13 protein-coding genes are annotated in these 23,430 nt (G+C 39.2%); 10 read left to right on the top strand and 3 right to left on the bottom strand.

Features of this window, described 5'->3' with window-relative positions; translation table 11 throughout:
- Positions 1-77: 77 nt before the first annotated feature.
- Positions 78-263 carry a hypothetical protein gene (locus Q4567_RS00945; protein WP_216048185.1) on the top strand — a complete coding sequence of 62 codons (186 nt, stop codon included), beginning with the start codon at positions 78-80 and terminating at the stop codon, positions 261-263.
- Between the two features lie 262 nt (positions 264-525).
- On the opposite strand, the gene Q4567_RS00950 is transcribed toward Q4567_RS00945, so the two are convergent.
- Together Q4567_RS00950 and Q4567_RS00955 are read right to left on the bottom strand one after the other, a co-directional pair.
- A complete protein-coding gene (locus Q4567_RS00950; RefSeq protein ID WP_303498999.1) occupies positions 526-2,262 on the bottom strand; it encodes an arylsulfatase in 1,737 nt (578 codons plus the stop codon).
- Between the two features lie 13 nt (positions 2,263-2,275).
- Entirely contained in the window at positions 2,276-3,775 is a 1,500-nt protein-coding gene (locus Q4567_RS00955; protein ID WP_303499000.1) for a sulfatase-like hydrolase/transferase, read from the bottom strand.
- A 166-nt stretch (positions 3,776-3,941) separates the two neighbouring features.
- Here Q4567_RS00955 and Q4567_RS00960 point away from each other — a divergent pair, with 166 nt between their 5' ends.
- The 6 genes from Q4567_RS00960 (at position 3,942) to Q4567_RS00985 (ending at position 15,108) form a co-directional block, all read left to right on the top strand.
- Positions 3,942-5,321, top strand: a complete 1,380-nt coding sequence (locus Q4567_RS00960) for a sulfatase (RefSeq protein WP_216048188.1) — start codon at positions 3,942-3,944, stop codon at positions 5,319-5,321.
- Between the two features lie 828 nt (positions 5,322-6,149).
- The gene (locus tag Q4567_RS00965) at positions 6,150-8,012 is read left to right on the top strand and encodes a sulfatase (protein WP_216048189.1); all 1,863 of its coding nucleotides are present in this window, start codon (positions 6,150-6,152) and stop codon (positions 8,010-8,012) included.
- A gap of 88 nt (positions 8,013-8,100) precedes the next feature.
- Positions 8,101-9,942 carry a sulfatase gene (locus Q4567_RS00970; protein WP_216048190.1) on the top strand — a complete coding sequence of 614 codons (1,842 nt, stop codon included), beginning with the start codon at positions 8,101-8,103 and terminating at the stop codon, positions 9,940-9,942.
- A 137-nt stretch (positions 9,943-10,079) separates the two neighbouring features.
- On the top strand, positions 10,080-11,729 hold the full coding sequence (locus Q4567_RS00975) for a sulfatase-like hydrolase/transferase (RefSeq protein ID WP_216048191.1): 1,650 nt from the start codon (positions 10,080-10,082) through the stop codon (positions 11,727-11,729).
- Positions 11,730-12,062: 333 nt separating this feature from the next.
- Positions 12,063-13,547 carry an arylsulfatase gene (locus Q4567_RS00980; RefSeq protein ID WP_216048192.1) on the top strand — a complete coding sequence of 495 codons (1,485 nt, stop codon included), beginning with the start codon at positions 12,063-12,065 and terminating at the stop codon, positions 13,545-13,547.
- On the top strand, positions 13,537-15,108 hold the full coding sequence (locus Q4567_RS00985) for an alpha-L-fucosidase (protein WP_216048193.1): 1,572 nt from the start codon (positions 13,537-13,539) through the stop codon (positions 15,106-15,108). Before Q4567_RS00980 ends, Q4567_RS00985 begins: the two co-directional genes overlap by 11 nt.
- Positions 15,109-15,180: 72 nt before the next feature.
- Here Q4567_RS00985 and Q4567_RS00990 read toward each other — a convergent pair whose 3' ends face one another.
- Positions 15,181-15,963: an IclR family transcriptional regulator gene (locus Q4567_RS00990; RefSeq protein ID WP_216048194.1), complete on the bottom strand. Its 783-nt coding sequence runs from the start codon at positions 15,961-15,963 to the stop codon at positions 15,181-15,183.
- Between the two features lie 362 nt (positions 15,964-16,325).
- Here Q4567_RS00990 and Q4567_RS00995 point away from each other — a divergent pair, with 362 nt between their 5' ends.
- The 3 genes from Q4567_RS00995 (at position 16,326) to Q4567_RS01005 (ending at position 23,067) form a co-directional block, all read left to right on the top strand.
- Complete coding sequence (locus Q4567_RS00995; protein ID WP_303499002.1) at positions 16,326-19,064, top strand: TonB-dependent receptor; 2,739 nt, start codon at positions 16,326-16,328, stop codon at positions 19,062-19,064.
- Between the two features lie 67 nt (positions 19,065-19,131).
- Positions 19,132-20,841, top strand: a complete 1,710-nt coding sequence (locus Q4567_RS01000; protein WP_216048196.1) for a VCBS domain-containing protein — start codon at positions 19,132-19,134, stop codon at positions 20,839-20,841.
- A 333-nt stretch (positions 20,842-21,174) separates the two neighbouring features.
- A complete protein-coding gene (locus tag Q4567_RS01005; RefSeq protein ID WP_303499003.1) occupies positions 21,175-23,067 on the top strand; it encodes a sulfatase in 1,893 nt (630 codons plus the stop codon).
- Positions 23,068-23,430: the final 363 nt, after the last annotated feature.

The raw sequence follows: 23,430 nt of genomic DNA on the forward strand, positions 1-23,430 counted from the left end.
CTAAAGACGCTCCTCAATGGGATTAAACAAAAGCTCCGGCAGTGATGTTATGCCTTGATTCATTTAGTTTAAACATAATGCAAAGAAGCTCAGTTTTGTTGAATGAGAAGTTTGATGGCAAGATCTTATTCTCAGAGGCAGGCTCCAGTGGTGAGGAAAAAGGCGAGGGAGCTCCGCTCAGTAACTTGTCCAAATACTCTCAGTATATTTGTGAAGTAAATGGTTTTAACAATGCAGTTAGAGCCGAACAAAAGGCACTTTAAAAGTTAACTAAAATCAAATCCGCCTATGCAAGTATAAACGCCTAAGTGGAAAGGCTTTGTTACTATGTTAAATGTCACACAGAGGCGAATCATGTGCATTCACAATGCTTCTGTGTGACCAATTGGTTATTCATGTTAAAGGCACTTTAACGCCACTTTAATTGTCACTTGGGTGAGGAACAGGATAATTACTTAATTGCGTTGACACGGCTTTTTAAACGCCGTGTTTTAGCCAAAATTAATCAAAATCTACCTTATTTCTTTAATGATCTTTCCTTTTATTTTTATTTTTTACTTTGCTGCTTTTGTATATATTCACAGGCACGTCGTTACGGCCTGTTTTCCCTTCAACGCTGTAACCATTATTGACTGCTTGCTCTAACTGTTTTTTAAGCTGTGCCACTATTTCAGGTTTTTGCTTGTATAAATTCGTTGTTTCTGCACGGTCTGTTTTCATATTATACAACTGCATTTCAGTGTTGTTATCGCCGCCTTCACTCCAGCCACAGGAGCCTTTGCAGGCAGCTAACTTCCAATCACCTACACGCACAGCAAAGTGACCTGATACAGAGGCGTGAATAGCCACAGGGTGGGTTTCTTCTTCGGAGCCTTTTAATGCAGGCAATATAGAAAAGCTGTCAACTGCAACATCATTTGGCAAGGTCACTTTTAATATGTCTGCGCTGGTAGCAAACAAACTATTATGAACTACAGGTTTACTATATGTAGAGCCCGCTTTTACGTGACCAGGCCAACGAACAATATAAGGCACTCGATGGCCACCTTCCCAAATGTCGGCTTTGACGCCGCGCAAGTCTGCCGTTGGGTGATGACCAGCAGCGATTAATTGCTCGAATTTAGCACTTGGTGATGTACCATTATCTGTCGTGAAAATCACAATAGTGTTGTCGGTGAGTTTAGCCTTGTCTAAGGCCTGCAATATACGTTCAACCGAATTATTGGTTTCCATCACAAAATCAGCATATTTGTTAATTCCGCTTTTACCAATCCAATTTTTACTGGGCACTACAGGGCTATGGGGCGCACTAAATGGCACATAAAGGAAGAAGGGAGTATTTTTCCTTGCTGGATCGGATACATAATCTACCGCTTTTTCGGTGATACGATTTAACATTTCATCGGTATTTTCTAAGTTGTAAGTTACTTGGTCTTGTTCAATCCATGTGCCCATCTGGCGAGCATGATGGAATCCCCAGTATTTATCAAATCCTCTTTCAATTGGACCACCGATGATTTTAGTACCTATAGGAACAGCATCGTAAAATTTACCTCGACTTTTGTCTATCTCAGTACCTTTTGGTAATAAATACTTGAAGCCGAGATGCCATTTACCGGTCATCGCTGTATCGTAGCCTTGGCTTTTCAAAAATTGCGCGACTGTTAGTGTTTTTTCATCGATTAAAGGCTCATCACCAACGCTAATGGTTCCATCGGGTAACACGCTAGTTTCGCCACTTAATACGCCTTTTTGCAGACGAGTTCGCCACGGATAGCGGCCTGTTAGTACTCCATATCTGGTAGGTGTGCAGACCGCAGAGGCACTATGCGCGTCGGTAAACATCATGCCTTCTTCCGCCAAACGGTCAATTGCTGGTGTCGCAATTTTACTATTTGGATTAAATGCAGAGACATCACCGTAACCCTGATCATCGCTCATTATAAATATGATGTTTGGCTTGCTTTCATTTGAATGTGCATGTGCTGGGATGAATACAAAACTAGATGTAACAAGCAACGCGCATAGGGTTTTAGAGACACCTGTCGCTGCCGTTTTTTTTAATTTGTTTAAACCTTGTTGATAGGTCTTTGTACTCAAAATGTTGTTTTTGAACAAATCAATTCGAGCAATATTCATACTTTTCATAGTTCGTTTACCTAATTCGTTGTAATCATATTTTCTATAAGATGCATTTACCACCGAAAATAATCTTGTTGCTACATCATGTTTATTGGGGGGAGAATTTTTGTTTATTTGCATAGAAAAATTCCGCTTAAATCTTAGGCCAGTCATCAGGTCGCTTATCTGAGTCTTCCGTGTTTACCAAACGACCAAAGCTGGCAATGGGATCGTTATTGTCTAATGGATCATTTACGATTTTTTTCCATTTCTCTAACTCAAGCATCATTTGTTTTATGCGTGATTGGTGTTCTGCTAAATCGGCTAAGTTTTCCGTCTCGTAGGGATCATTGATTAAGTCAAACAGTTGCGTCTTCCTTAATACAGGATAGTAAATTAGTTTGTAGTCTTGGGTTCTTAACATCCGTTGAAAATGCCGGTAACTACCATAAATACTTTGATAAAGCTGGGTTTTTTCACCACGAATAAGTGGCGCTATACTTGCTGCTTGAACACTTTTCGGAATATCTAAACCGACTAATTCGACTACGCTAGGAAAAACACTATTAAGGTAAAACATGCCAGGCATAGATTTACCTTTAGGTATATTTGGGCCCTTGACGATGAATGGAGCGCGGACACTATGATCATACTGATTCTGTTTCCCCAATAAGCCATGGCTGCCCACTGCTAATCCATGATCAGAGGTAAATACAATTAAAGTATTGTTTGATTGGCCGGAAGCTTTTAAGGCAGCTAGAATTCGACCAATTTGTGCATCGGTATGCTCAATCATTGCATAATAATCACCGATAAATTGCTTAATAACGCTGGGATTCCGAGGATTATTAGCTAATATTTCATCTCTTATGTAAAAATCGCCTTGATTAAATGGGTGAGTGGTTAAAAAATTATCAGCCAACGCGATACTATCTGCAGGATATTTGCCCACATACGATTGTGGTGCTTGGCGAGGGTCATGTGGGGCTAAAAATCCGACATACATCATAAAAGGTTTGTCATGTTTTTCGGCTAAAAATTCAACAGCGGCATCTGCGATTACTTCACTTATGTGTTTGTCGGCTTTATATGTTGAAAATTTGGCGTTCGCTGCTGCTGTAGGATGATAGTCTACAAAGTTCGCATTAAATTGACCGCCGTGTTTAAGCCTAGCCATACCGCCCATAAAAATCGCTTTACCTTGTGCAAAACTAGTTTGCCAGTCTTCTTTAGACAGATGCCACTTACCCGTCATAAACGATTGATAGCCGTGATCTTTAAAGGTTTCTCCCATGAGTTTAATTTCATTTTGCGTTTCTGCGGGTAATTTCTCGGGACCTCGACCGGTTTGATACAAATGTCGTCCTGTATTTATCATCCGACGACTAGGAGCGCAAACTGCACCAGACCAACTGCCTTGATTGAATACGTGAGTAAAAGCAGTCCCTTGTTGCGCCAAGCTATCAATATTGGGTGTGGCAATTCGTTTGTTACCTAGAGCGTGCACGGTATTGTAGGATTGGTCATCGGTTAAAATAAACAATACATTGGTTTTAGCGGATGCTTGAGAATTAACACTATAAATTAAATTTAGTCCGAAAATGACAGTCACAAAAATGTGATTAATTTTCAAATATATCGGTGACCGAGACATATTGTTCCTTGCGACTAGCAATTTAAATAATTGTTAATAAGAAGATGCATTTTTGTTGTAGTATAGCCTGTTTTCAATATAGAATGCTATTCCAAATATAAAACATGGGTTTTATTTTGTCTAATATTTAGTAAATTGAAACAGCATAGGGGCTTAAGGAATGAATATGAGAACAAAATATTTAGTCGCGGTTATCTTGTCGGTATTTCCTTTTATAACTCTAGCTAGCACCAATGCCTCTGTAGCATCAAAACCGAATATTATTGTGGTGATGGCTGATGATATGGGCTGGGGAGACTCAGCGACTTACGGCCACAAAACGATAAAAACGCCAAACTTAGATAAATTAGCAGCGCAAGGTGTTAAATTCACACAAGGATACTCATCGGCAGGTGTTTGCTCGCCTGCACGCTCATCAATTTTAACCGGCAGAACTCCTTATCGTAATGGCGTCTGGCGCCACCTATCTGGCTCCCATGAAGCTCATCTACGCTCCAGTGAAATTACCTATCCTAGCTTATTTAAGCAAGCCGGTTATACCACGGGACACTTTGGTAAATGGCACTTGTTATCCAAACAACAATTTCACAAAGAAGGATATCCTCATCCTGACGAACATGGATTCGACTACTGGTTTGCGACTCAAAATAATGCAGAACCAAGTCATAAGAATCCAACTAACTTTATTCGTAACCATCAACCTGTAGGTGAATTAAAAGGATATTCTGCGCCATTAGTTGCTGACGAAGCCATTAGCTGGATTGAGCAAGGACGGGATGCAAGCAAGCCGTTTATTATGTCAGTTTGGTTTCATGAACCACATAAGCCCATTGCCACAGATATTAAATTTTCAGAACTGTACCCAAATGAAAGTGCGCTAAATAAAAAGTATTTTGGCAACATTACTCAAATGGATTTTGCATTGGGGAAAATAATGGACGTGCTCGACGAGCAAGGTCTTAGCGACAATACGTTATTAATGTTTTTGTCAGATAATGGTCCTGTGGTCGGTGTGGGCGGCAATAGTGGCGGTCTAAGAGGGCTCAAACGAAATGATTTTGAGGGGGGGATTCGAGTGCCATTTGTTGTGCGTTGGCCAGGGCATATCGAAGCCGGTTCGGTGAATGACACGCCTATAATTGGCTCAGATATTTTCAGTACTGTTTTAGCCGTAGGTGGTATTGAAGCACCTCGCGATCGCAAAATTGATGGCGTTAACTTTTTACCCGCGCTAGAAGGCAAAGTACTTAAGCGCAGCACACCTTTATTTTGGCGAACTCACGTTTCTCCAGCAGAAGACCGAGTGGCTATGCGAATTGGCGATTGGAAAATAGTGGGTAACGATACCCTCACTGAATTCATGCTGTTTAACGTGCAAAAAGATTGGCAAGAGAAGAACAATCTTGCGTCTAAAATGCCAGAAAAATTAAACACAATGAAAGCAAAGCTATTGGAAACCTGGGAAGATATTAAAACAGATGGACCAAATCAATGGTGGGAAAATGAAACAAACCCACCGAGAAAAGGAGCAAGCCTCAATTACTAAAGCATAGTGAGTTGCCACTAGCGCAAACGTCGTTTTTGTTGTTGAGCTGTTATTTACTGATTGGGTGCCGCTCTCGTTCAAGATTGCGGTATTTCTAACCAATAAATGTTGGCGAGTACAGACTGGTTGTGAAACGACTTTAAGTAGTCATTGTCGTCAATATTATTTTACTGGCATTAGTGTGAATTGGTATGGCATCGAAAGGAGTCCCTATTCATGTTGATGTGCTCAAAAAACACTTATCCTCACGCCATTGTTTTAAATATAAAATAATATTTTACTTGTGATTTACATTATTTTCGATATAGAATAACAATTCGAATATGAAACGTTGTGTTGTATATAATGTGGTTGATTTGATTTGATTTGATTTGGATAGGGACTGATGGGAGTCATTCGTTTACATCAGAAAATTGTGGGGTAGGTGAATTCACGGATAGTGTTATTCAATATGACCTATTTATTACCCAGTGCAGTGACAAAACGCAACCTTTTATACCACAGCTATCCTATAAACCAAACCTGAGTCAGCAGCGGATCTTGTTGAATTATTATAAAGATAGCAATGGGACTGCATAACAATTTGATGTAAATGCGAATCGGTTAGTCAATGAAGTATCAGATAGCACTTGTATCAAGAAAGTATATTAAGCAATAAATGAGTGTTTAGGTGACCTTGTTAGTGATGGTGATGTTTATACGAGGTCGTTTGGATAGGTCGATTCTCAATTAGACCTGCAGGCAGCTGAAAGTTAATTAACTCGGTGCGTTTATAATAAAGCGTCCAAATTAATTTTTAACCGCAAGTTATTTTATCAAGGATATTTTATGTACAAACTTTTAGGGCTTATTGCCATTGTACTGTTGAGCCAAAGCGCTCAAGCTAATACCGCCATTGGAAAGCTTGAAAAACCCAATATTATTATCTTTTATGTTGACGATTTAGGTTGGCAAGACACTCAATTAAACGATATTGATAAACCAACGCCTTGGGAAACGCCGAATATGTTGGCACTTGCTAAACGAGGTATGAATTTTACCCAAGCTTATTCTCCTGCGCCCACATGTGCTCCTTCGAGAGGTGGTTTGTTATCTGGACAACATCCAGCTAAAACTAATTTTACCCATGTTCTTGGGGCGCAAATTCCAGCGGCACTGAATAACCATAATCAATTAATCGCACCTTATTTTAATGATCATCTTTCTCCTGAAACCCTCACGTTAGCAGAAGCATTAAAAGCAAACGGCTATAAAACGGGGCATGTTGGTAAGTGGCATTTAGGCAATTACGCGAGTAATTATCCTAAAGCTTATGGTTTCGATTTTTCATTCGATAAACGCGGCGCACATAAAGGATCAAAACAACGTCATAAAGACTTCGACAATAAAGAATTTCCTTTAAGCAAAGAAAAGTATCCACCCTATAGTGAAAAGAATCCAAATGGTATTTCCTATCCTCTGGATTTAGTAACTGAGAATGCGCTAGGTTTTGTACAAAAAAACAAAGACGAACCATTTTTTCTTTATTTAGCACATTGGATGGTACATGTTCCTATTATTACTAAAAACAAAGCTTTATTAGAACATTACACCGACAAACTAGGCATCCCATTTCCACAATCAACAGATCCCATTACTACGCCAGGCCAAACCAATCCTTATTATGGCGCAATGGTAACAACGGTTGATTGGAGTTTAGGTCGCTTGGTGTCGTTACTCGAGCAAACCGATGACCCCCGTAATCCTGGTAAAAAGTTAATCGACACAACTTACATTTTCTTTTCTTCAGACAATGGTGGCGCAGAGCGCAAAGGTACAGAAATAATTACCGACAATTTCCCACTAGATAAAGGTAAGAAGCACACGGAAGAGGGCGGAATTAGAGTGCCAATGTTAGTGGCTGGACCTGGCGTTAAATCCAACGTTACTCACCACGGTATGGTAAATCAGCTAGATTATTATCCCACCATCTTAGCGTTAACGGATTCAACAATTCCTGAGCAGTATAAAGATAAACTCAGCGGCTTAAATTTATCGACAGTGCTTCAAAATGAAAATCAAAAAGCGTCCTATGATAATGGCGAGGTGAGAAAAAACTTGTTTTGGCATTTTCCCCATAACGAAGATCCTTCTATGCGTGGCGCGATTCGTGAAGGTGACTTTAAACTTTATAAACATTACGTTGACAACAGCTACTCGCTATATCGCTTGTATGAAGACGATAAACGTTATGATCTAGAAGAAACCAATGATTTAGCCGCAGAACCTGAGTACGCAGGTGTCGTAAAAACGTTATCGGCTAATTTAGAACAACTTCTAGCAGAAAATAATGCTATTTATCCTCGTTTAAACCCTGAGAATAAAGACAACATGGCAGCCAGAACTTTAGTCCCTGAAGTGTCGTCGAATAAATTTAATAAGGCTAAACGAGAAGCTCAAATAAGCTTAGTGGACGGTAAAACCGCCGTAAAAGAAGCTTATTTACTGGCAGAAATTGCTAAAACCAAAGGCAGTAATAAGCGAGAATCACGCGGCAAGCTGGTAATAACCTATGAAAAGTTACCGGTAACAATTAATTCAGACGATATGACAGTAACTGGGTATGTCCCTAAAGATCGCGATGCTTATGTGTTCGTATTAATTGATGAAAACAACTTTTTAGTGACCAGCGATAAGTATAAATCGTTGTAAATTACATTTTATTAAGGTGCACGGATGCATCAAAAAAACTTTGCGCTAGTTAACAAATATTATTCTAAGGTTATATTAGGTAAATACTATGTCTAAAATAATTTGGTTCTCCGTTCTTTGTTGTCTTAATTTGTCATATGCTATGGCAAGTGAGAGACCAGAAAAACCCAATGTACTGTTAATTCTAACTGATGATTTAGGTTGGCAAGACGTAAAGCGCTACGATATTGACGAACCTTCTCCATTTGAAACGCCAAATATCGACAAATTGGCCTCGAAGGGGGTGCTCTTTTGGCAGGCGTACTCGCCAGCAACCACTTGCTCACCTTCACGTGGCGCTATTTTATCGGGTAAACATCCCGTTCGTTTAGAACGAACTGCCGTTAGAGGCGGGCACCCTCCAATGCCTTACAACAAAAGCTCGCTTTTGGTTAGCCCGTGGCAAGCAGGCGCTTTGGCTTCTGATGAAATGACGATTGCAGAATCGTTACAAATGAATGGCTATAAAACTGGCCACACAGGAAAGTGGCACGTAGGTATTGCTGGAACAGATATACCTTTACCCACGGCGCAAGGATTTGATTTCTCAAAACATGGTTTTGGCGCGCACAGAAAAATGAAAGATCGTACCAAAGAGTTTTCGACGTCCGATCCTTCCACTCCCTTCTATTTAGACGAAGAAGGCTTTCCGTTTGATGACATCACCCAAGACGGGCTTGATTTCATGAACCAGTACAAAGACACCCCGTTCTTTCTATTCTATTCGTCTCGATTAGTGCATACTCCGATACAAACCAGAAGTGAAGATTTACTGCGTAAATATTATCAAAAATTAGGCGTAGAATATCCTAAAAAAGGAGACGTTTGGGACGAAGCTGGCCAAAAGAATGCCTATTATGCAGCCATGGTAGAAATGATAGATTATTACACGGGTTTGCTTATTAAGTATCTTGAAGAAACTGATGATCCAAGATGGCCAGGTCACAAACTAATCGACAACACTTATGTTATTTTTACCTCAGATAACGGTGGTATGGAAAGACACACTAAAGAAATTATTACCGATAACTATCCGCTAGATAAAGGGAAAATAAATGCAAAAGAAGGTGGCGTTCGAGTTCCGCTAATCATAACAGGACCAAATATCGCGGGAAATGTTGAAACCGATGTCATGGTAAATGGCGTGGATTTTTATCCCACAATACTAAGTTGGACTGGTGCTAAAAAACAAAATCAACAAATATTGGATGGGGCTGATTTATCGGTTTTACTGGAAAAAGACCCAACTGATTCAACTGTCGTTATCGATCCTTGGACTGGGAAAACCAGAGATACAATGATGTGGCATTTCCCAAATAGTTCGATGCAATCTACTTTGCGAGTCGGTGACTATAAACTTATTCGCCAATACGTTCCTACTGAAGAAAAAGCGACTTTAGAGTTGTATCAACTTTATGAAAACGGTACGAAACGAGTTGATATTGAAGAAGCGAATAATCTTGCCAGTAAAATGCCTCACAAAGCACAAGAGATGGATAACCTTTTGCAAAAACGATTGGAACAATTAAACGCGCGTTATCCTTTCCTAAACCCGCTGGCAAAAACGTCGTTACCTAACAAAAGTAAAGTTCCTACTGTTGTTAAACATGGACGAGACGGTAATACGGTTTGGTTAAAGTATAAAAATAATGGCGCTAAAGTTATTGGTGCTGAGTTGATCTATACAAAAAATGGTGGAAAACGAGGAGAAGTTTGGGTTCCTCTAAAAATGGCTCTTGATGGCGATAAATTATCAGTAACTTTGCCAAAAGGAACAACTCACTATGTATTTAATTTGTTTGACGAAAACAATTTCTTAATTAGTTACCCAGAAGCGGGCTATCTGAAAGACACTAAAGTGTTTGCACCAAAAGCAATTTCAGTAAACTAATTTTGATTTTTTGGAGTAACTTGGTGGCGCAAAGCAACGTTAAGCAAAGTGTAAAAAACTTGCTGGTGATAAAGATAGGTTTGCTTTTTTGCGGGCTGCCAGGTGCTGATTGAGAATAATGTCATGGAACAAAATCAATGAAATTTAATAGTTTAATACTTTTAGGAATTACGCTTACACTGGGTATCTCTGGTTGCAGTGTAGCTAAAAAAGCCAGCAACGAAAGTAGCCAAGAAGTTACAATGGCGACGAATTCGGCTAAACAAACCAGTCGCCCGAATGTTATCGTAATCCTTGCTGATGATATGCGAGCAGGGGTCACGGGGTATGAAGGTCACCCCATCATTAAAACACCTAACATCGATAATCTAGCTGCCAATGGCACTGTTTTTAACAAAGGCTTTGCAACTAGCGCAGTATGTACGCCTAGTCGTACCAATTTATTAACCGGCTTATATGAAAGACGGCATGGTATTAATTTCAATTCTGACAGCAGCATGACAGAAGAGGCTTGGTCTCAAACGTATCCAATGCTGTTAAAGGATGCGGGGTATTTTGTTGGCTGGATAGGCAAAAACCATACACCTATTGGTAAAAATAAAGCAGGTGAAACTGGCTATAAAAGTGGCGTTATGGATAACAGCTTTGATTATTGGTATGCCAGTCACGGACATTTAACTTTTTACCCAAAGGATAGAAAGAAACACGCCATTTTTAAAAATGCAAAAGCAGATACGCAAATAGAAATTCTTGAAGAAGGTTTAGATAACTTCATGGAGCCTCATGAAGCGTTTAAAGCAGGCTACAACTTTCTCGATAGTCGCCCTAAAGATAAACCGTTTGCTTTAATGATTAACTTTAACGTGCCGCATGCCAATAGCACAGGCACTATGAAGTTACGTGATACCGATTTAGATCTTTATAAGACCACCTACAGAGACCAATTTGATCAAGTGGAACTGCCTGAAACCTATGTGGCGAGTAAAGATATAAAAACCCCTAAAATACCTAAAAACGTCTATAACGGTGAATACATTAACGGTTATAGCTATGTTAAAACGCCCAGAGCACTAAGAGAAAGAAAAATCAGAGAGATGCAAACTATCTCGGGTATCGATAAATTGGTAGGCAAGCTTGTAAAACATTTAGATGAACAAGGCATCGCTGATAACACGATTATCGTATTCACCTCTGATCACGGTTTAATGCACGGACAATTTGGCTTAGGTGGCAAGGTTCTGTTGTATGAACCATCGGTACGTGTTCCATTAGTGGTTTATGATCCAAGACTTAAGCAACATAAAGCGGATGAAAGTAATGAGCTGGTGGCCTTGCTAGATATTGCACCAACCTTATTAGATTTAACCGATACTGAGATCCCCGAGGAAATGCAGGGACACAGTTTAAAACCTCTAATGCAAGCAGATCCGCAATTAGCTAACAAGACTGTATGGCGACAAGAACTTTTCCTAGAGAATATGATGACGATTCAAAACTACCCTCGTATGGAAGGTTTACGCACCCATAAATGGAAATATATTCGCTACTTTGATAAGAAAAAAGACCAGTCGTACGCGAAAATGAGTGTTGCATCGATTAATGGCGAACAGCCTATATATGAAGAGTTATTTGATTTAGAAAATGATCCTCTTGAAATTAACAATGTGATTGCCGATCCAATCAATGCTGATGTCGTGCAACGCTTGCGTGAGAAAAATGCGGCCCTTGTTAAAGAGTATCGCGGTGATAAACCATTTAAGACTTATGTTAGCAAAAAGAGGCGCTAGCCATCGCAAGGTTTTTTAACTGCATAACAATTGCATTAATTAACAGCTAATCGGCGGTTAAATTAACCAAAGTGTTACAGTCCATGTGTCACAGCAACATCATAAAAAAGCGAACCTTAAGGTTCGCTTTTTTGTTTTTATCCAACCAATTCTAAAAGCACATGTATTGTTCTATAAACAACTTGTGTTACAAGTTATTTACAATATAGAATGATATTTCAAATATAAAACATTGGTGTTGGCTAGGATATTCCAAATCTACGCTCAAAATGCATGTTTTTAACTAGATTTTTATCGATTGATTGCGACACTAAACTTAGAAGGCGGATTATTTTGAATTTACGGTATGCGTTTGTATTTATGTTATTTGCATCAATTTGCAGTGATGTAAGTGCAAAACCACTGGACAAAAATTTGTTAGCATCCAGACCAAACATCATTTTGGTCATGACAGATGACCAAGGATTAGGGGATCTTTCCTTTACGGGCAATGAACTTTTAAACACGCCAAATATTGATAGTTTTGCCACCAACGCTGTGCGTTTTAACGACTTTCAAGTAAGTCCTACTTGCGCTCCTACACGCGCAGCGTTAATGAGTGGTCTACCACCTTTTAAAGTGGGGGTTACCCATACCATATTTCAGCGGGAGCGCTTGGCTCCTGATGTTTATACCATGCCTCAGGCACTGCAATCTGCAGGATACCAAACGGGATTGTTTGGCAAGTGGCATTTGGGCGACGAACCGCAATATTTACCGCAAGCTCGTGGTTTTGACGAGGTGCTAATGCATGGTGCTGGCGGAATTGGCCAAACTCACCTAGGAGATTTCCCTCCTAATAAAGATAATTTGTATTTTGACAATGTATTGCTTCACAACGACAAAATTGTACAGACCAAAGGTTTCTGTACTGATGTGTTTTTTTCTGCAGCATTAGCTTGGATAAAAAAGCAGCACTCTGCAAAACAGCCATACTTCGCTTACGTTTCACTTAATGCACCCCATGCTCCTTATATAGCGCCTGAAAGTTATAAAAAACGGTTTTTAGAAGCTGGATATGATCAGAAAACCGCTGGCCGTTATGGGATGATCGAGAACATTGATGATAACGTCGGGCGCTTAATGTCGAAATTAGACGAGTGGGGCGCATTAGATAATACGTTAATCATTTTTATGACCGATAATGGCATGTCAATGCCACCTATGGTTCACAACGGCAAACAGCTCATTCCATTCAATGCTGGATTAAAAGGTCGAAAAAACTCTGCCTATCAAGGCGGAACTAAGGTTCCCATGTATTGGCAGTGGAAAGGTGTACTAGATAAAAATATTGATATTAATGGGCTGACTGCTCACATTGATCTTTATCCGACATTAACGCAATTAGCCGGTGCGACCTTACCTGAAAATATGCAGCAGCTTGATGGGCGCTCGTTAATACCCTTATTAAATAGCCCTAAAGCCCAATGGGATGATCGTAAGCTCTTTATACATATTGGGCGCTGGAAAGCGGGTGAGATGGAAGCCGCAAAATACGGTAAATATGCGGTACGAACACAGCAATGGCGGTTCGTTAATAATAAAGAACTTTACGACGTGAATGCCGACCATGGAGAAAGCCAAAACCTAGCATCTATGTATCCTAAAGTCGTGAACAATCTGCGTAATGCGTATGAACAATGGTGGGATGCAAGTGTTCCTTTAATGATTAATGAAGGTCTTCCTAAGGTGGAAGAGGCCGATTTTCCCCTCGTTATTCGATACAACAAACAGCTAAAGGAAACTGGAATCCCATTTTGGAGTCCAAATGAATTATAAAAAAACAGCTAAATTCACGTATTTAACTATCTTAATCTGGTGCTGTCAGAGCGTTTTAGCTGGCTGCGCCAATGGATTAAACGACAATCAAACTGATACCGATAAAAACAATAAGCTAATAGCGGCAAATTGGCAGTCTATGGCCGAAAACTATCAGGTACCAGAATGGTTTGTGGATGGCAAAATAGGTATTTGGACACATTGGGGGATACCTTCAGCGATAGATGAAAATCGACCCCATGATGGTTCTCATTATGGACGCAGAATGTACGGCACAGAAGGCTTTATAACACCGTCTAAAAATCCTCAACGAGATATGCAAACCACGGCTACGCTCACCCAGTGGCATACTAAACGATATGGACATCCCTCAGAGTTTGGCTACGAAAAATTCATTCCATCTTTTAAAGCTGAAAACTGGGATCCTGAGGGGTTAGTTAAATTTTTTAAACAAAATGGCGCTCGTTTTATTATGCCCGTGGCAACCCATCATGATAATTTCGATATGTACGACTCATCTCACCCATGGAACGCGGTAGATATGGGACCTAAAAGAGACACGATCCAAGAATGGAAAGATGCAGCAACTAAGTATGGACTTAAATTTGGTGTGTCTACACATTTATATTGGGCACCAAGGTTTTTTAATGCAGCCAGACAATATCAAAAACCGAATACCTTAGAATGGCAACTCTTTGCAATGGACTATCACCCAACAGAATTTGCATCGCAGCAGACTTGGAACAAACATTGGTTTGAACGCAGCTGGGAATTAATCGAAAAGTACGATCCAGATATGTTTAACAATGACTCACCATATCCTTCAGATGAATTTGGCGATGTCTCTGGTGTTGCTTTGTTTTCTGATTTTATCAATCGTGATTTGTTAGAAAATAACGGTAAACAAACTCGGGTACTTTCATTTAAAGACGCAAAAAAAGATAAGGCTGCTTTTACTTACAATCTTGAACGGGGAATGTTTGGTGAAATACAAACTCACCCCTGGATGTGGGCGACAGATGTTTCGGGTAACTGGTTTTATCGCAAAAATTTAATCACCAAAATGAGCGTGCCGGTTTTACTGGGTAACGCGGTTGATGCCATTAGTAAAAATGGCGTGGTAATGATGAACGTAGCATTGCGTGGTGACGGCACTTTACCAGAAGAGCAAGCGGCCTATATTCGTGCTTTTGGAGATTGGATTAACATTAATGGTGAAGGTATTTATGCTACTCGACCATGGAAGATTTTTGGTGAAGGTCCATTAAAGATCGTTACTAAGCGAGCGGGCGAAAACTTAAAAGCCTTTTCTGCTCAAGATATTCGCTTTACCTATAAGGATAATATTTTATTTGCTTTTGTACTGGCTCCACCTGAAAACGATATTCAAATCAAAGCATTGAAAAACGCTGGACTGTTAAACAAAAATATTCAATCAATATCGATGCTTGGTTCGGATGAAAAGATTCACTGGCACAGGAATAAAAATGGGCTGACTATAAAGTTACCTGAAACTTTACCTCAACAACCCGTTATTGGATTTAAAATTTTACTGGACTAACCGAGCAAAGTTAAAGTGCCAGTGACACTTTAACTTTGCATTTTTGTGTTGCCTTAGACAGTCTTGCGTTTACTAGAACCCACTGTAGGTTTGCGCCAATTCAGAAAGTTCAGCTGCTGCTTCTCGCACATAAGATTCGGTTTCTGAAAGGCTTAAGGAAATACCTTTTTCTACAATATAAGGTACCGTTATACAGGCAATCACTTCTTTACTTTTTCCAAGAAAGATCGGAAAAGACAAATCGATTAAGCCTGAAACGATTGGACTTTTCGACCTAGCATGGCCTTTACTTAATATCCGCTCAATTAATTCTTCACATTCTTCTCTGTTAAAGTCGTTATCCGTTTTTTCAAATATACTGAGGGATTCTTCTCTTGCTTTCTCAGGCATATAGGATAAAAGAACTCTACCTGAGCCGGTTTTATATAGGTCAAGATGATGTCCCACTCGAACCGATAAACCTACAATAGCTGGGCTCTGTACTCTGGCGATAACTACCATATGCTGTTGGTTTGCAACTGCTATATGACAAGATTGTTTAATATCGCCAGATAGCTTGTGCATCACTGGAAATGCCGCTTCCACCAAAGTCCCAACAGGAGGTACTTTCATTCCTAAATCAAATAATTTATTGGTTATATGGAATGAGTCACTGCCTTCGTTCCTGGATAGATAACCTCGATGTTCCAATGCTGAAATCATTCTATATATTTCACTTTTAGAGCGCTCTAAAGTAGTCGAGATTTTGGCAAGGGACATAGGTTCTTTCACTTCCGCCAATAGCTCTAATATTTCAAAACCTTTTTCTAGGGCAGGAGCAGAATAACTTCGTTTCTTTTTCTCTTTCTCTTCCATCTAAAGAACAACCTCTAATTTATTTTGTATATAATATAGTGTTTCATATTAAGTTAATGGTCAATACTCATTCTTGTTTACTAGGTAAGATTGTTAACGAAGCATTAACTATTTACTCAAAATTTAAACCATTTATCTTCTGAAAAAGCGCAATTAAATGATTAAGTCGCTAAAAAACACTTTTTTCCCACAATAAATGCTGTTCAATAGGGTTCTCTAACCTGTTGTTAATTAGATGTTTTATTTTTATTGCTAAATCATCTAAAAAAAATAACAAAAAATGCTGTTTTAAATGTGAAACATTGTTTACCATGTAAATATTACGTAAATTGATGAACGAAATTTATACAGGGGATAGCATAATGTCTTTAAATTTTCATAATAAGAATAAGCTAGCAATTGCAATATCAATGGCAATTTTTTCGACGAGTTTATTAAATGCAAATATTGCTTTAGCACAAGAGTCTAAAAAAACTGCTGCTGAGCCAAATGAAGTTGAAGTGATCGAAGTGAAGGGGATTTTGGGTAGCTTAAAAGATGCTGCACAAATCAAACGCTATGCAGATACCGTGGTAGATGCAATTACTTCTGAAGACATTGGTGAATTTGCAGATGATTCCATTGCTGGTGCAATTCAACGTATTCCTGGTGTTCAAATTGAAACTGATGATGCAGGTACTGACGGTGATCGTGTTTCTATCCGTGGTCTTGGCCCTGAGTTTGTAAACTCTACTATTAACGGTCGTCGATTATTATCATCAGGTAACGAAGGTCGAAACTTACGTAAAATGAATTTTAATGCCTTTCCACCAAGTGTTTTATCAGGTGTTAGGGTAACGAAAGGATCAACAGCTAGCCGTCCTGAAAGCGGTTTAGCGGGCCAAATTGATTTACAGACAATGAAGCCGCTGGATCTAAGAAAATTAAAAAAGAAGAACAGCTATTCGACAATCGGTTTTCGGGCTGGTTTAAATGATATTGATGATGAAACTGGTTTTCGCGTGAATGCACTTAGTGCATTTCGCAATGATGACAAGGATCTAGGTGGTTATTTTGCCCTTGTAGCAAGTGAGGAAAAAAATGCTAGAGACCAGTTGAGAATTAACTGGGGCGATGATTATCAAATTAGTCAGCAAACAAACGGTGAAAGTGAGACTGTTCTAGCTAGAGCACCCAAAAATATCACCATGAACCCCATACGTGAAAGCCCAAGTCGTTTAGCTATTGCTACGGGTATTCAATATCAACCCAATGAAGATGTAGATATCAATTGGGATTTTATGTACTCCCACTACAACAACAAATCTACTCGTAATCAGTTTCAAGTTAATTTGAATCAAAACAGTGTGTGGAAAGGTACTGTATTCGATCAATCTGAAGCGGGTAACCCTGGTCTGGTTGTGGATGAAAATGGCACGGTTCGTTATGCTAATCTTGCTCAATCAGATTTAACCGGAAGTGGCCTAGCCGCAAGAACCACGGCAACCAAATACGACAATGAAACGAAAAATTTAGTTTCGGGTATCAATGTTGATTGGATAATTAATGATTCCCTCAATGCAAATTTTGATGCTTATGTATCGACTCTTGATTACACTCAAAATTTACGTTTTGTTCGATTCGAAAAAGATCTCGATCCCAGTACTTTTATCTATGATGGAACAGGTGACTTGCCTTCAATAACGGCTCCAGATGCTGATGTTCTTGAAGATTGGAATTACTCTCGAGCAAGTATTAGAGAGATTTCTAGTGAGGGTGAAAATTACGGATTAACGGCTGCTTTTGACTACGCTATTGATAATCACGACTTGTTTTCATCAGTTTATTTCGGTATCCACTTCGATCGAACAGATATCGATGCAAAGCGCTCCAAATCTGGCACTTTAAGCGATTTTGCCGATGAGATGTTAGGTGCTGCATTGATTGGCGATCGCTTACCTGAAGAATTCTTGAGTGGTGAGGGTATTTCACCTTCACGTTACCTAGTTCCACTTTATTCATCAGCGGTCACTATTGACCCAAGAATTGAAAGTTATAGTTGGGATGAGATTGGAGTTGATCCGGATCAGTCCTATGAAATGACTGAAGATATCTTTGCAGTTTATGGCCAAGTTAATTTATACACAGAAGTTTTCGGTTTGCCGTTAACCGGCAACGTGGGTATGCGTGCTGTTTATACTGATAACGAGGCAACAGCCTTGCAAGAGCTAGAATTACCAGATGGTGAGATAACTGAAGAGATAGTAACAACCGTTAATGACTACTGGACATATCTGCCTAGTCTCAACTTGAACCTTGCGTTAAATGAAAATATGGCATTGCGTTTGGGTTTATCAAGAACAATGTCTCGTCCTGATTATCAAGATACTGCACCTATAAACAGAATTAAGTTAGATGATGAAGGTGTAGATAACTCTGCTGTAATAGGTAACCCAGCATTAAACCCAATGAGTTCACAAAACCTTGATATTACCTATGAGTGGTATACCAAATATGATGGCGCATTTGTTTTAAGTGGCTTTTACAAAGAAATTGATGATTACATCATCAAAGATACCTTGGTCGACCAACCTTTAGCGGGTTATGACGGCCTTTGGGAACTAACAACCAATATCAACTTTTCAGATGGTACAGCCGAAGGGGTTGAAATCGGGTTATTGCAACCTTTGGAAAAATTAGTGCCTGCATTGGCCGGGTTTGGTTTTTCTGTGAACTACACCTATGTTGATTCTAAGTTTGATAAAGAAAACGTGGGTGATGCTGGCTTTGGTTTCCCTGGTTCGTCTAAAGATAACTTTAACTTTGTTGGCTTTTATGAAGCCGATTGGTATGCAATAAGACTGGCATACACCTACCGTGGTTCATTCTTCCGTTCCTTAGGTGGAACCGGTTCACAATCAAGTACTTCACGCTTTAGTGGCGAGCAAGAAAAACTGAATGTAAACCTTAATCTTAAACCAATGAAAAATGTATCGGTTAAGTTAAGCGCCAATAACATTACAGGTCAAAAACGTCGTGATTTTTATGGCGATGAATCTACTTTCCTAGATTATTTTGATCGAGGAAGAACCTACTCTGTTTCAGTAAATTACAAGTTCTAATGTAATTTTGAAGGTGTTTTATAAAAACTAAATTGTAACTAGAAAAAACAATAATTTAGGGCGAAAAATGAATAATTTAAAAAATATTTTTACAGTATCTGCACTTGCTTTAGCATTATCTGCTTGTGGTACTGATTCAGACAACCAACTTAATGTAGAAGGTGGTGTGTCTATTTCCGGTGAGACGACTTCGGGTCAAACGTTAACTGCACAAGTTCGTGATGTGAATGGCGTGAATGAGTCTGCGGTATCTTATCAATGGTTGTCAGCTGGTGTAGCAATACCTGGGGCGACGTCTAATAGTTATGTATTGGCCGATAGTGATATTGATAGCACTATTACGGTCACTGCGAACTATACCGATAATGATAGTTTTGATGAATCCGTTGTGTCAGCAGCCACTGAGGTGATCAAACCGATTGTTTTAAATGTTGAAGGGGTTGTCGAAATTACCGGTACTGTGGAGTCTGGACAGGAATTAACTGCTGTTATCACTGATGATAACGGCTTGTCACTACAAGGTGTCAGTTACGCTTGGCTAGCAGGCACAGATTCTATCGGCACCGATGCGCCGACAGTTACGCTAACTAACGATGAAGTGGGTAAAACGGTTACTGTGACGGTTACCTATGTTGATAATGACGGATTCGCGGAGGATGTAACCTCTGAAGCTACGAATGAAGTTGCACCTATCCCTCCTGTAGATGCTGAGTTTTCAGGTGATTTAAGCGTTACAATTACCTCTAGTGAGGCTGAACCAGCTACAGGAACGGCGATTGTTACAGACCTTAATGAAGGGGAGAGTTCGTTCGAAGAGTTGAGTGATATAACAACAACTTACGGTGTGTTTAGCATAACGGCAAGCGGAGCTTGGACGTACACTTTAGATACCAATAATGCAACGGTTGCCGCGCTAACGAGTAATGATGATGATTTAGTCGATACGATTATCTTAACTTCGTTTGATGGTACGACAAGCTCACTGCTTATAACAATTACAGGTGCTGATCTTATTTCAACTAAAGTCGTGAAATTAACTGATACTAACATCAACACGAGCACAGGCGAAACACCATCAAATGGTGATATAGGTGAGTTAAAACTAGTGATCGGCGACCAAGTCGATGGCAGTGGTAATCCGCTTGCAAGCACTCTTGAAGTAGGCAAGTTGAGCTTTTTATTTAAACATGAACTAGGTGAAAATTTTGATTCAACGAATGAACTGAATGATCCTAGTCAAAGTGCTCGCGTGGGTCTTTATGGCGATAGAAACAATACGGCAAGGGCGTTAATTGAATTAAGATTTTTAAAAGATGGAGATATCGCTATTCGTGACAACAATGATCAACATCTCATCGATCAAAAATTTGAACTTGGTGAGTGGGTTGATGTTGCCATAACATGGGATGCGACGAATGCTGACGGTACAGTTACCCCAACTATGAACGTATCAATAAACGGCACACCGATAAGCTCTTCAGATCCAGCGTTAGTAATAACTAATGGTTCTTATTCTTCATTTTCTACGCATCCAGGCGATGTAGAAAACGGTGTTTTAAATACAGCATTTAGATTAGGTGATTCTCCAAATCCGGTAACTGATGGCTCTTTGTATATTGACGACCTAAAAATTTACTCTGATGTAGAAGGGACGACTCTAATATTTGAAGATGACTTTGAAGCTTTCGATGAAAATACGCAAATTCATACTGATACTTCTACATATCATTCTGGTACAAATGAAGCAATTATCGTTACTCAGCAAAAACTGCCATAGGCACAATTGACTCAGTATTGCTTTTTTAGTGAATATTCATAGTACGCAAATAGCGCTATTTTTATAGCGCTATTATTTTGTTCCACACACTTTATTTCGATGAAATTTTAGTAAGCATATAAACCTTAGGAGATATTGACAAAAGTCCATGTAAAAATTGTTTGTTAGCACTGCAAGGGAATGGGCGAATGGGAAAACCTTTGTACTATTTATCCTTTGCTAAATTAGCTGGCGCCACGCTTTATTATTTATTTGAAAACGCTAACCAGATTAATCATTTAGCGAACATGTAAAGATTATTATTAGGCCTGTAAAGTGGAATAAATACATATTATGAAAAAATACAAAACATTCTTAACCTTAGTATCATTAGCATTTTTCTCTTGTAACTACGTCAGTAGTCAGGAGAAAGGTGAGTTAATAAAACCCAATGTAATTATATTTTATGCAGATGATTTAGGTTGGCAAGACACCGAATTAAATGATTTAGACGACCCAGTTGTTTGGGAAACCCCGAATATTGCAAAATTAGCAAAAGATGCGGTCAATTTTACTAATGGATATTCCCCCGCACCCACTTGTGCTCCCTCACGAGCAGCACTTTTAAGCGGCTTACATCCTGCTAAAACCGGTATAACCAATGTGGTTGGCGGACAAATTCCAGCTCCCCATAAATCGGAAAAATACATTAGTGCATATTTTCCCGAAGGATTAAGTCCAGAGCATTTAACCATCGCTGAAGCATTAAAAATGAATGGTTACAAAACCGGCCACGTAGGCAAATGGCACGCGGGACATCTTCAGATTCAAAGCTCAAAGAATCAAGGTTTTGATTTTGTGAATGAGTCTAGAGGCGCGCACCAAGGGCCGAAAGGGAAGAACAATCGAGTTAATTATTTTGCAACACACAGCAAAAAAGACCCATATCGTTTAAGTGACGAAAAGTACTATCCTTTTACAAAAGACTCACCCAATGGGATCTCATATCCAACCGATGAGGTTACTGAAAGTGCACTTGAATTTATGGACAAAAACAAGCAAGAACCTTTCTTTTTATATTTAGCTCATTGGATGGTGCATTACCCAATTCACACGAAAAACCGTGAATTATTGCAATATTATACTGATAAATTAGGCATGGAGTTCCCTACCAAAGATATTCCAATAACGACGGGCGGACAAACCAACCCTTACTTTGGCGCTATGGTAACCACATTAGATTGGAGCCTTGGGCGTGTTGTCGATTATTTAAAGAAAACCGACGATCCTAGAAATCCTGGTAAAAAATTGTACGAAACAACCTACATCTTTTTCTCTTCTGATAATGGCGGAGCGGAGCAACGCAGAGACGAAATTATGTCGGATAATGCACCTTTAGATAAGGGGAAAAAGTATACTCAGGAAGGCGGTATTAGAGTACCAATGCTGATTTCCGGCCCTAATATTGTTAAAGGAAAAACAAAGGATGTTTTAATCAACCAATTAGATTTTTTCCCAACTGTATTAAGTCTGACAAAAAGTGAAATTCCTGAAAAATATCGCGCGGAATTAGATGGTTTAGATATTTCAAACGTACTATTAGATAATGAAAGTGACGTTAAATATGAAAATGGAAAACCTAGAGAAGAGTTATGGTGGCATTATCCCTTTGGTCTCAATTCTACCCAACAGTCAGCCATAAGGTCTGGAGACTTTAAGTTATATAAAAATTATTTGAGTGGCGATTATCTCCTGTATCGCCTATACAAAAACGGCAAACGACACGACTTAGAAGAAATGCATAATATCGCTAAACAAGAGCCTGAAGTTGTCAAAGAGTTATCTCAAAGATTAGAAAAATATCTAAAAGATTATGATGCAAAATATCCTTACAAAGATCCTACTAGATTTAAAGATGAAAAACATAAACAACAAGTAGCCTCCATTCCGACTATCGTGAGTGATGCTTTTGATAGCAAATCTCGTCAAGTTTCTGTTGTATTAGAAGAGGGTAAAAATAACGTTATTGAGAGTTATGCCCTTGTCAAAATATCTGATAAAGCTACGGCAAACAAAAAAGGTAAGAAAAGCAAAGTTAAATCCACGTATATAAAAATACCGGTAGATGTTGCTGATAATAAGCTAGATTACACATTCACGGTTCCTAAAGAAGCGCAAGAATACGGTCTCATTTTAATTGATGAAAATCGGTTTATGATAAAAAGTAAATTTCATAAACTAAAATAATCTGCGAGTTTGATTAGACGTTGGCCCACTGCAATGCAGTGGGCTTTGTTTATCTGAATTTACATCACAGGTTTTGGAACGCTGATTGCCAGGGATTCTTAATATAAATTAAAACAATTAAGCTTCAGTAGAACATTGTCAGCGCGAAAATAAGACAGCAGCTAAGCATAATAGGTTGTTATGAATATCGGCCTTCCGGTTAGCGTCAATTCTCAAAACAAGATACATTTTTTTGGCTAGCAGTGCATGTATTAGGTCACTAACGTCATCGACTTTCCGTGTTATTTGCAGTTGATAAATAGTTTAAATCTCTAAGCTGAATAATTAATCCCATTGCTATCCACGACCTGTATTCACATACCC

Origin of the sequence: Aliiglaciecola sp. 2_MG-2023 (genome assembly GCF_030548145.1) — a bacterium.
Classification (GTDB): domain Bacteria; phylum Pseudomonadota; class Gammaproteobacteria; order Enterobacterales; family Alteromonadaceae; genus Aliiglaciecola; species Aliiglaciecola lipolytica_A.

Excerpts from the sequence above, each read along its gene's own strand:
- Q4567_RS00945 (WP_216048185.1), top strand. The coding sequence starts at position 78 with ATGCAAAGAAGCTCAGTTTTGTTGAATGAGAAGTTTGATGGCAAGATC.
- Q4567_RS00950 (WP_303498999.1), bottom strand. The coding sequence starts at position 2,262 with ATGCAAATAAACAAAAATTCTCCCCCCAATAAACATGATGTAGCAACA.
- Q4567_RS00955 (WP_303499000.1), bottom strand. The coding sequence starts at position 3,775 with ATGTCTCGGTCACCGATATATTTGAAAATTAATCACATTTTTGTGACT.
- Q4567_RS00960 (WP_216048188.1), top strand. The coding sequence starts at position 3,942 with ATGAGAACAAAATATTTAGTCGCGGTTATCTTGTCGGTATTTCCTTTT.
- Q4567_RS00965 (WP_216048189.1), top strand. The coding sequence starts at position 6,150 with ATGTACAAACTTTTAGGGCTTATTGCCATTGTACTGTTGAGCCAAAGC.
- Q4567_RS00970 (WP_216048190.1), top strand. The coding sequence starts at position 8,101 with ATGTCTAAAATAATTTGGTTCTCCGTTCTTTGTTGTCTTAATTTGTCA.
- Q4567_RS00975 (WP_216048191.1), top strand. The coding sequence starts at position 10,080 with ATGAAATTTAATAGTTTAATACTTTTAGGAATTACGCTTACACTGGGT.
- Q4567_RS00985 (WP_216048193.1), top strand. The coding sequence starts at position 13,537 with ATGAATTATAAAAAAACAGCTAAATTCACGTATTTAACTATCTTAATC.
- Q4567_RS00990 (WP_216048194.1), bottom strand. The coding sequence starts at position 15,963 with ATGGAAGAGAAAGAGAAAAAGAAACGAAGTTATTCTGCTCCTGCCCTA.
- Q4567_RS00995 (WP_303499002.1), top strand. The coding sequence starts at position 16,326 with ATGTCTTTAAATTTTCATAATAAGAATAAGCTAGCAATTGCAATATCA.
- Q4567_RS01000 (WP_216048196.1), top strand. The coding sequence starts at position 19,132 with ATGAATAATTTAAAAAATATTTTTACAGTATCTGCACTTGCTTTAGCA.
- Q4567_RS01005 (WP_303499003.1), top strand. The coding sequence starts at position 21,175 with ATGAAAAAATACAAAACATTCTTAACCTTAGTATCATTAGCATTTTTC.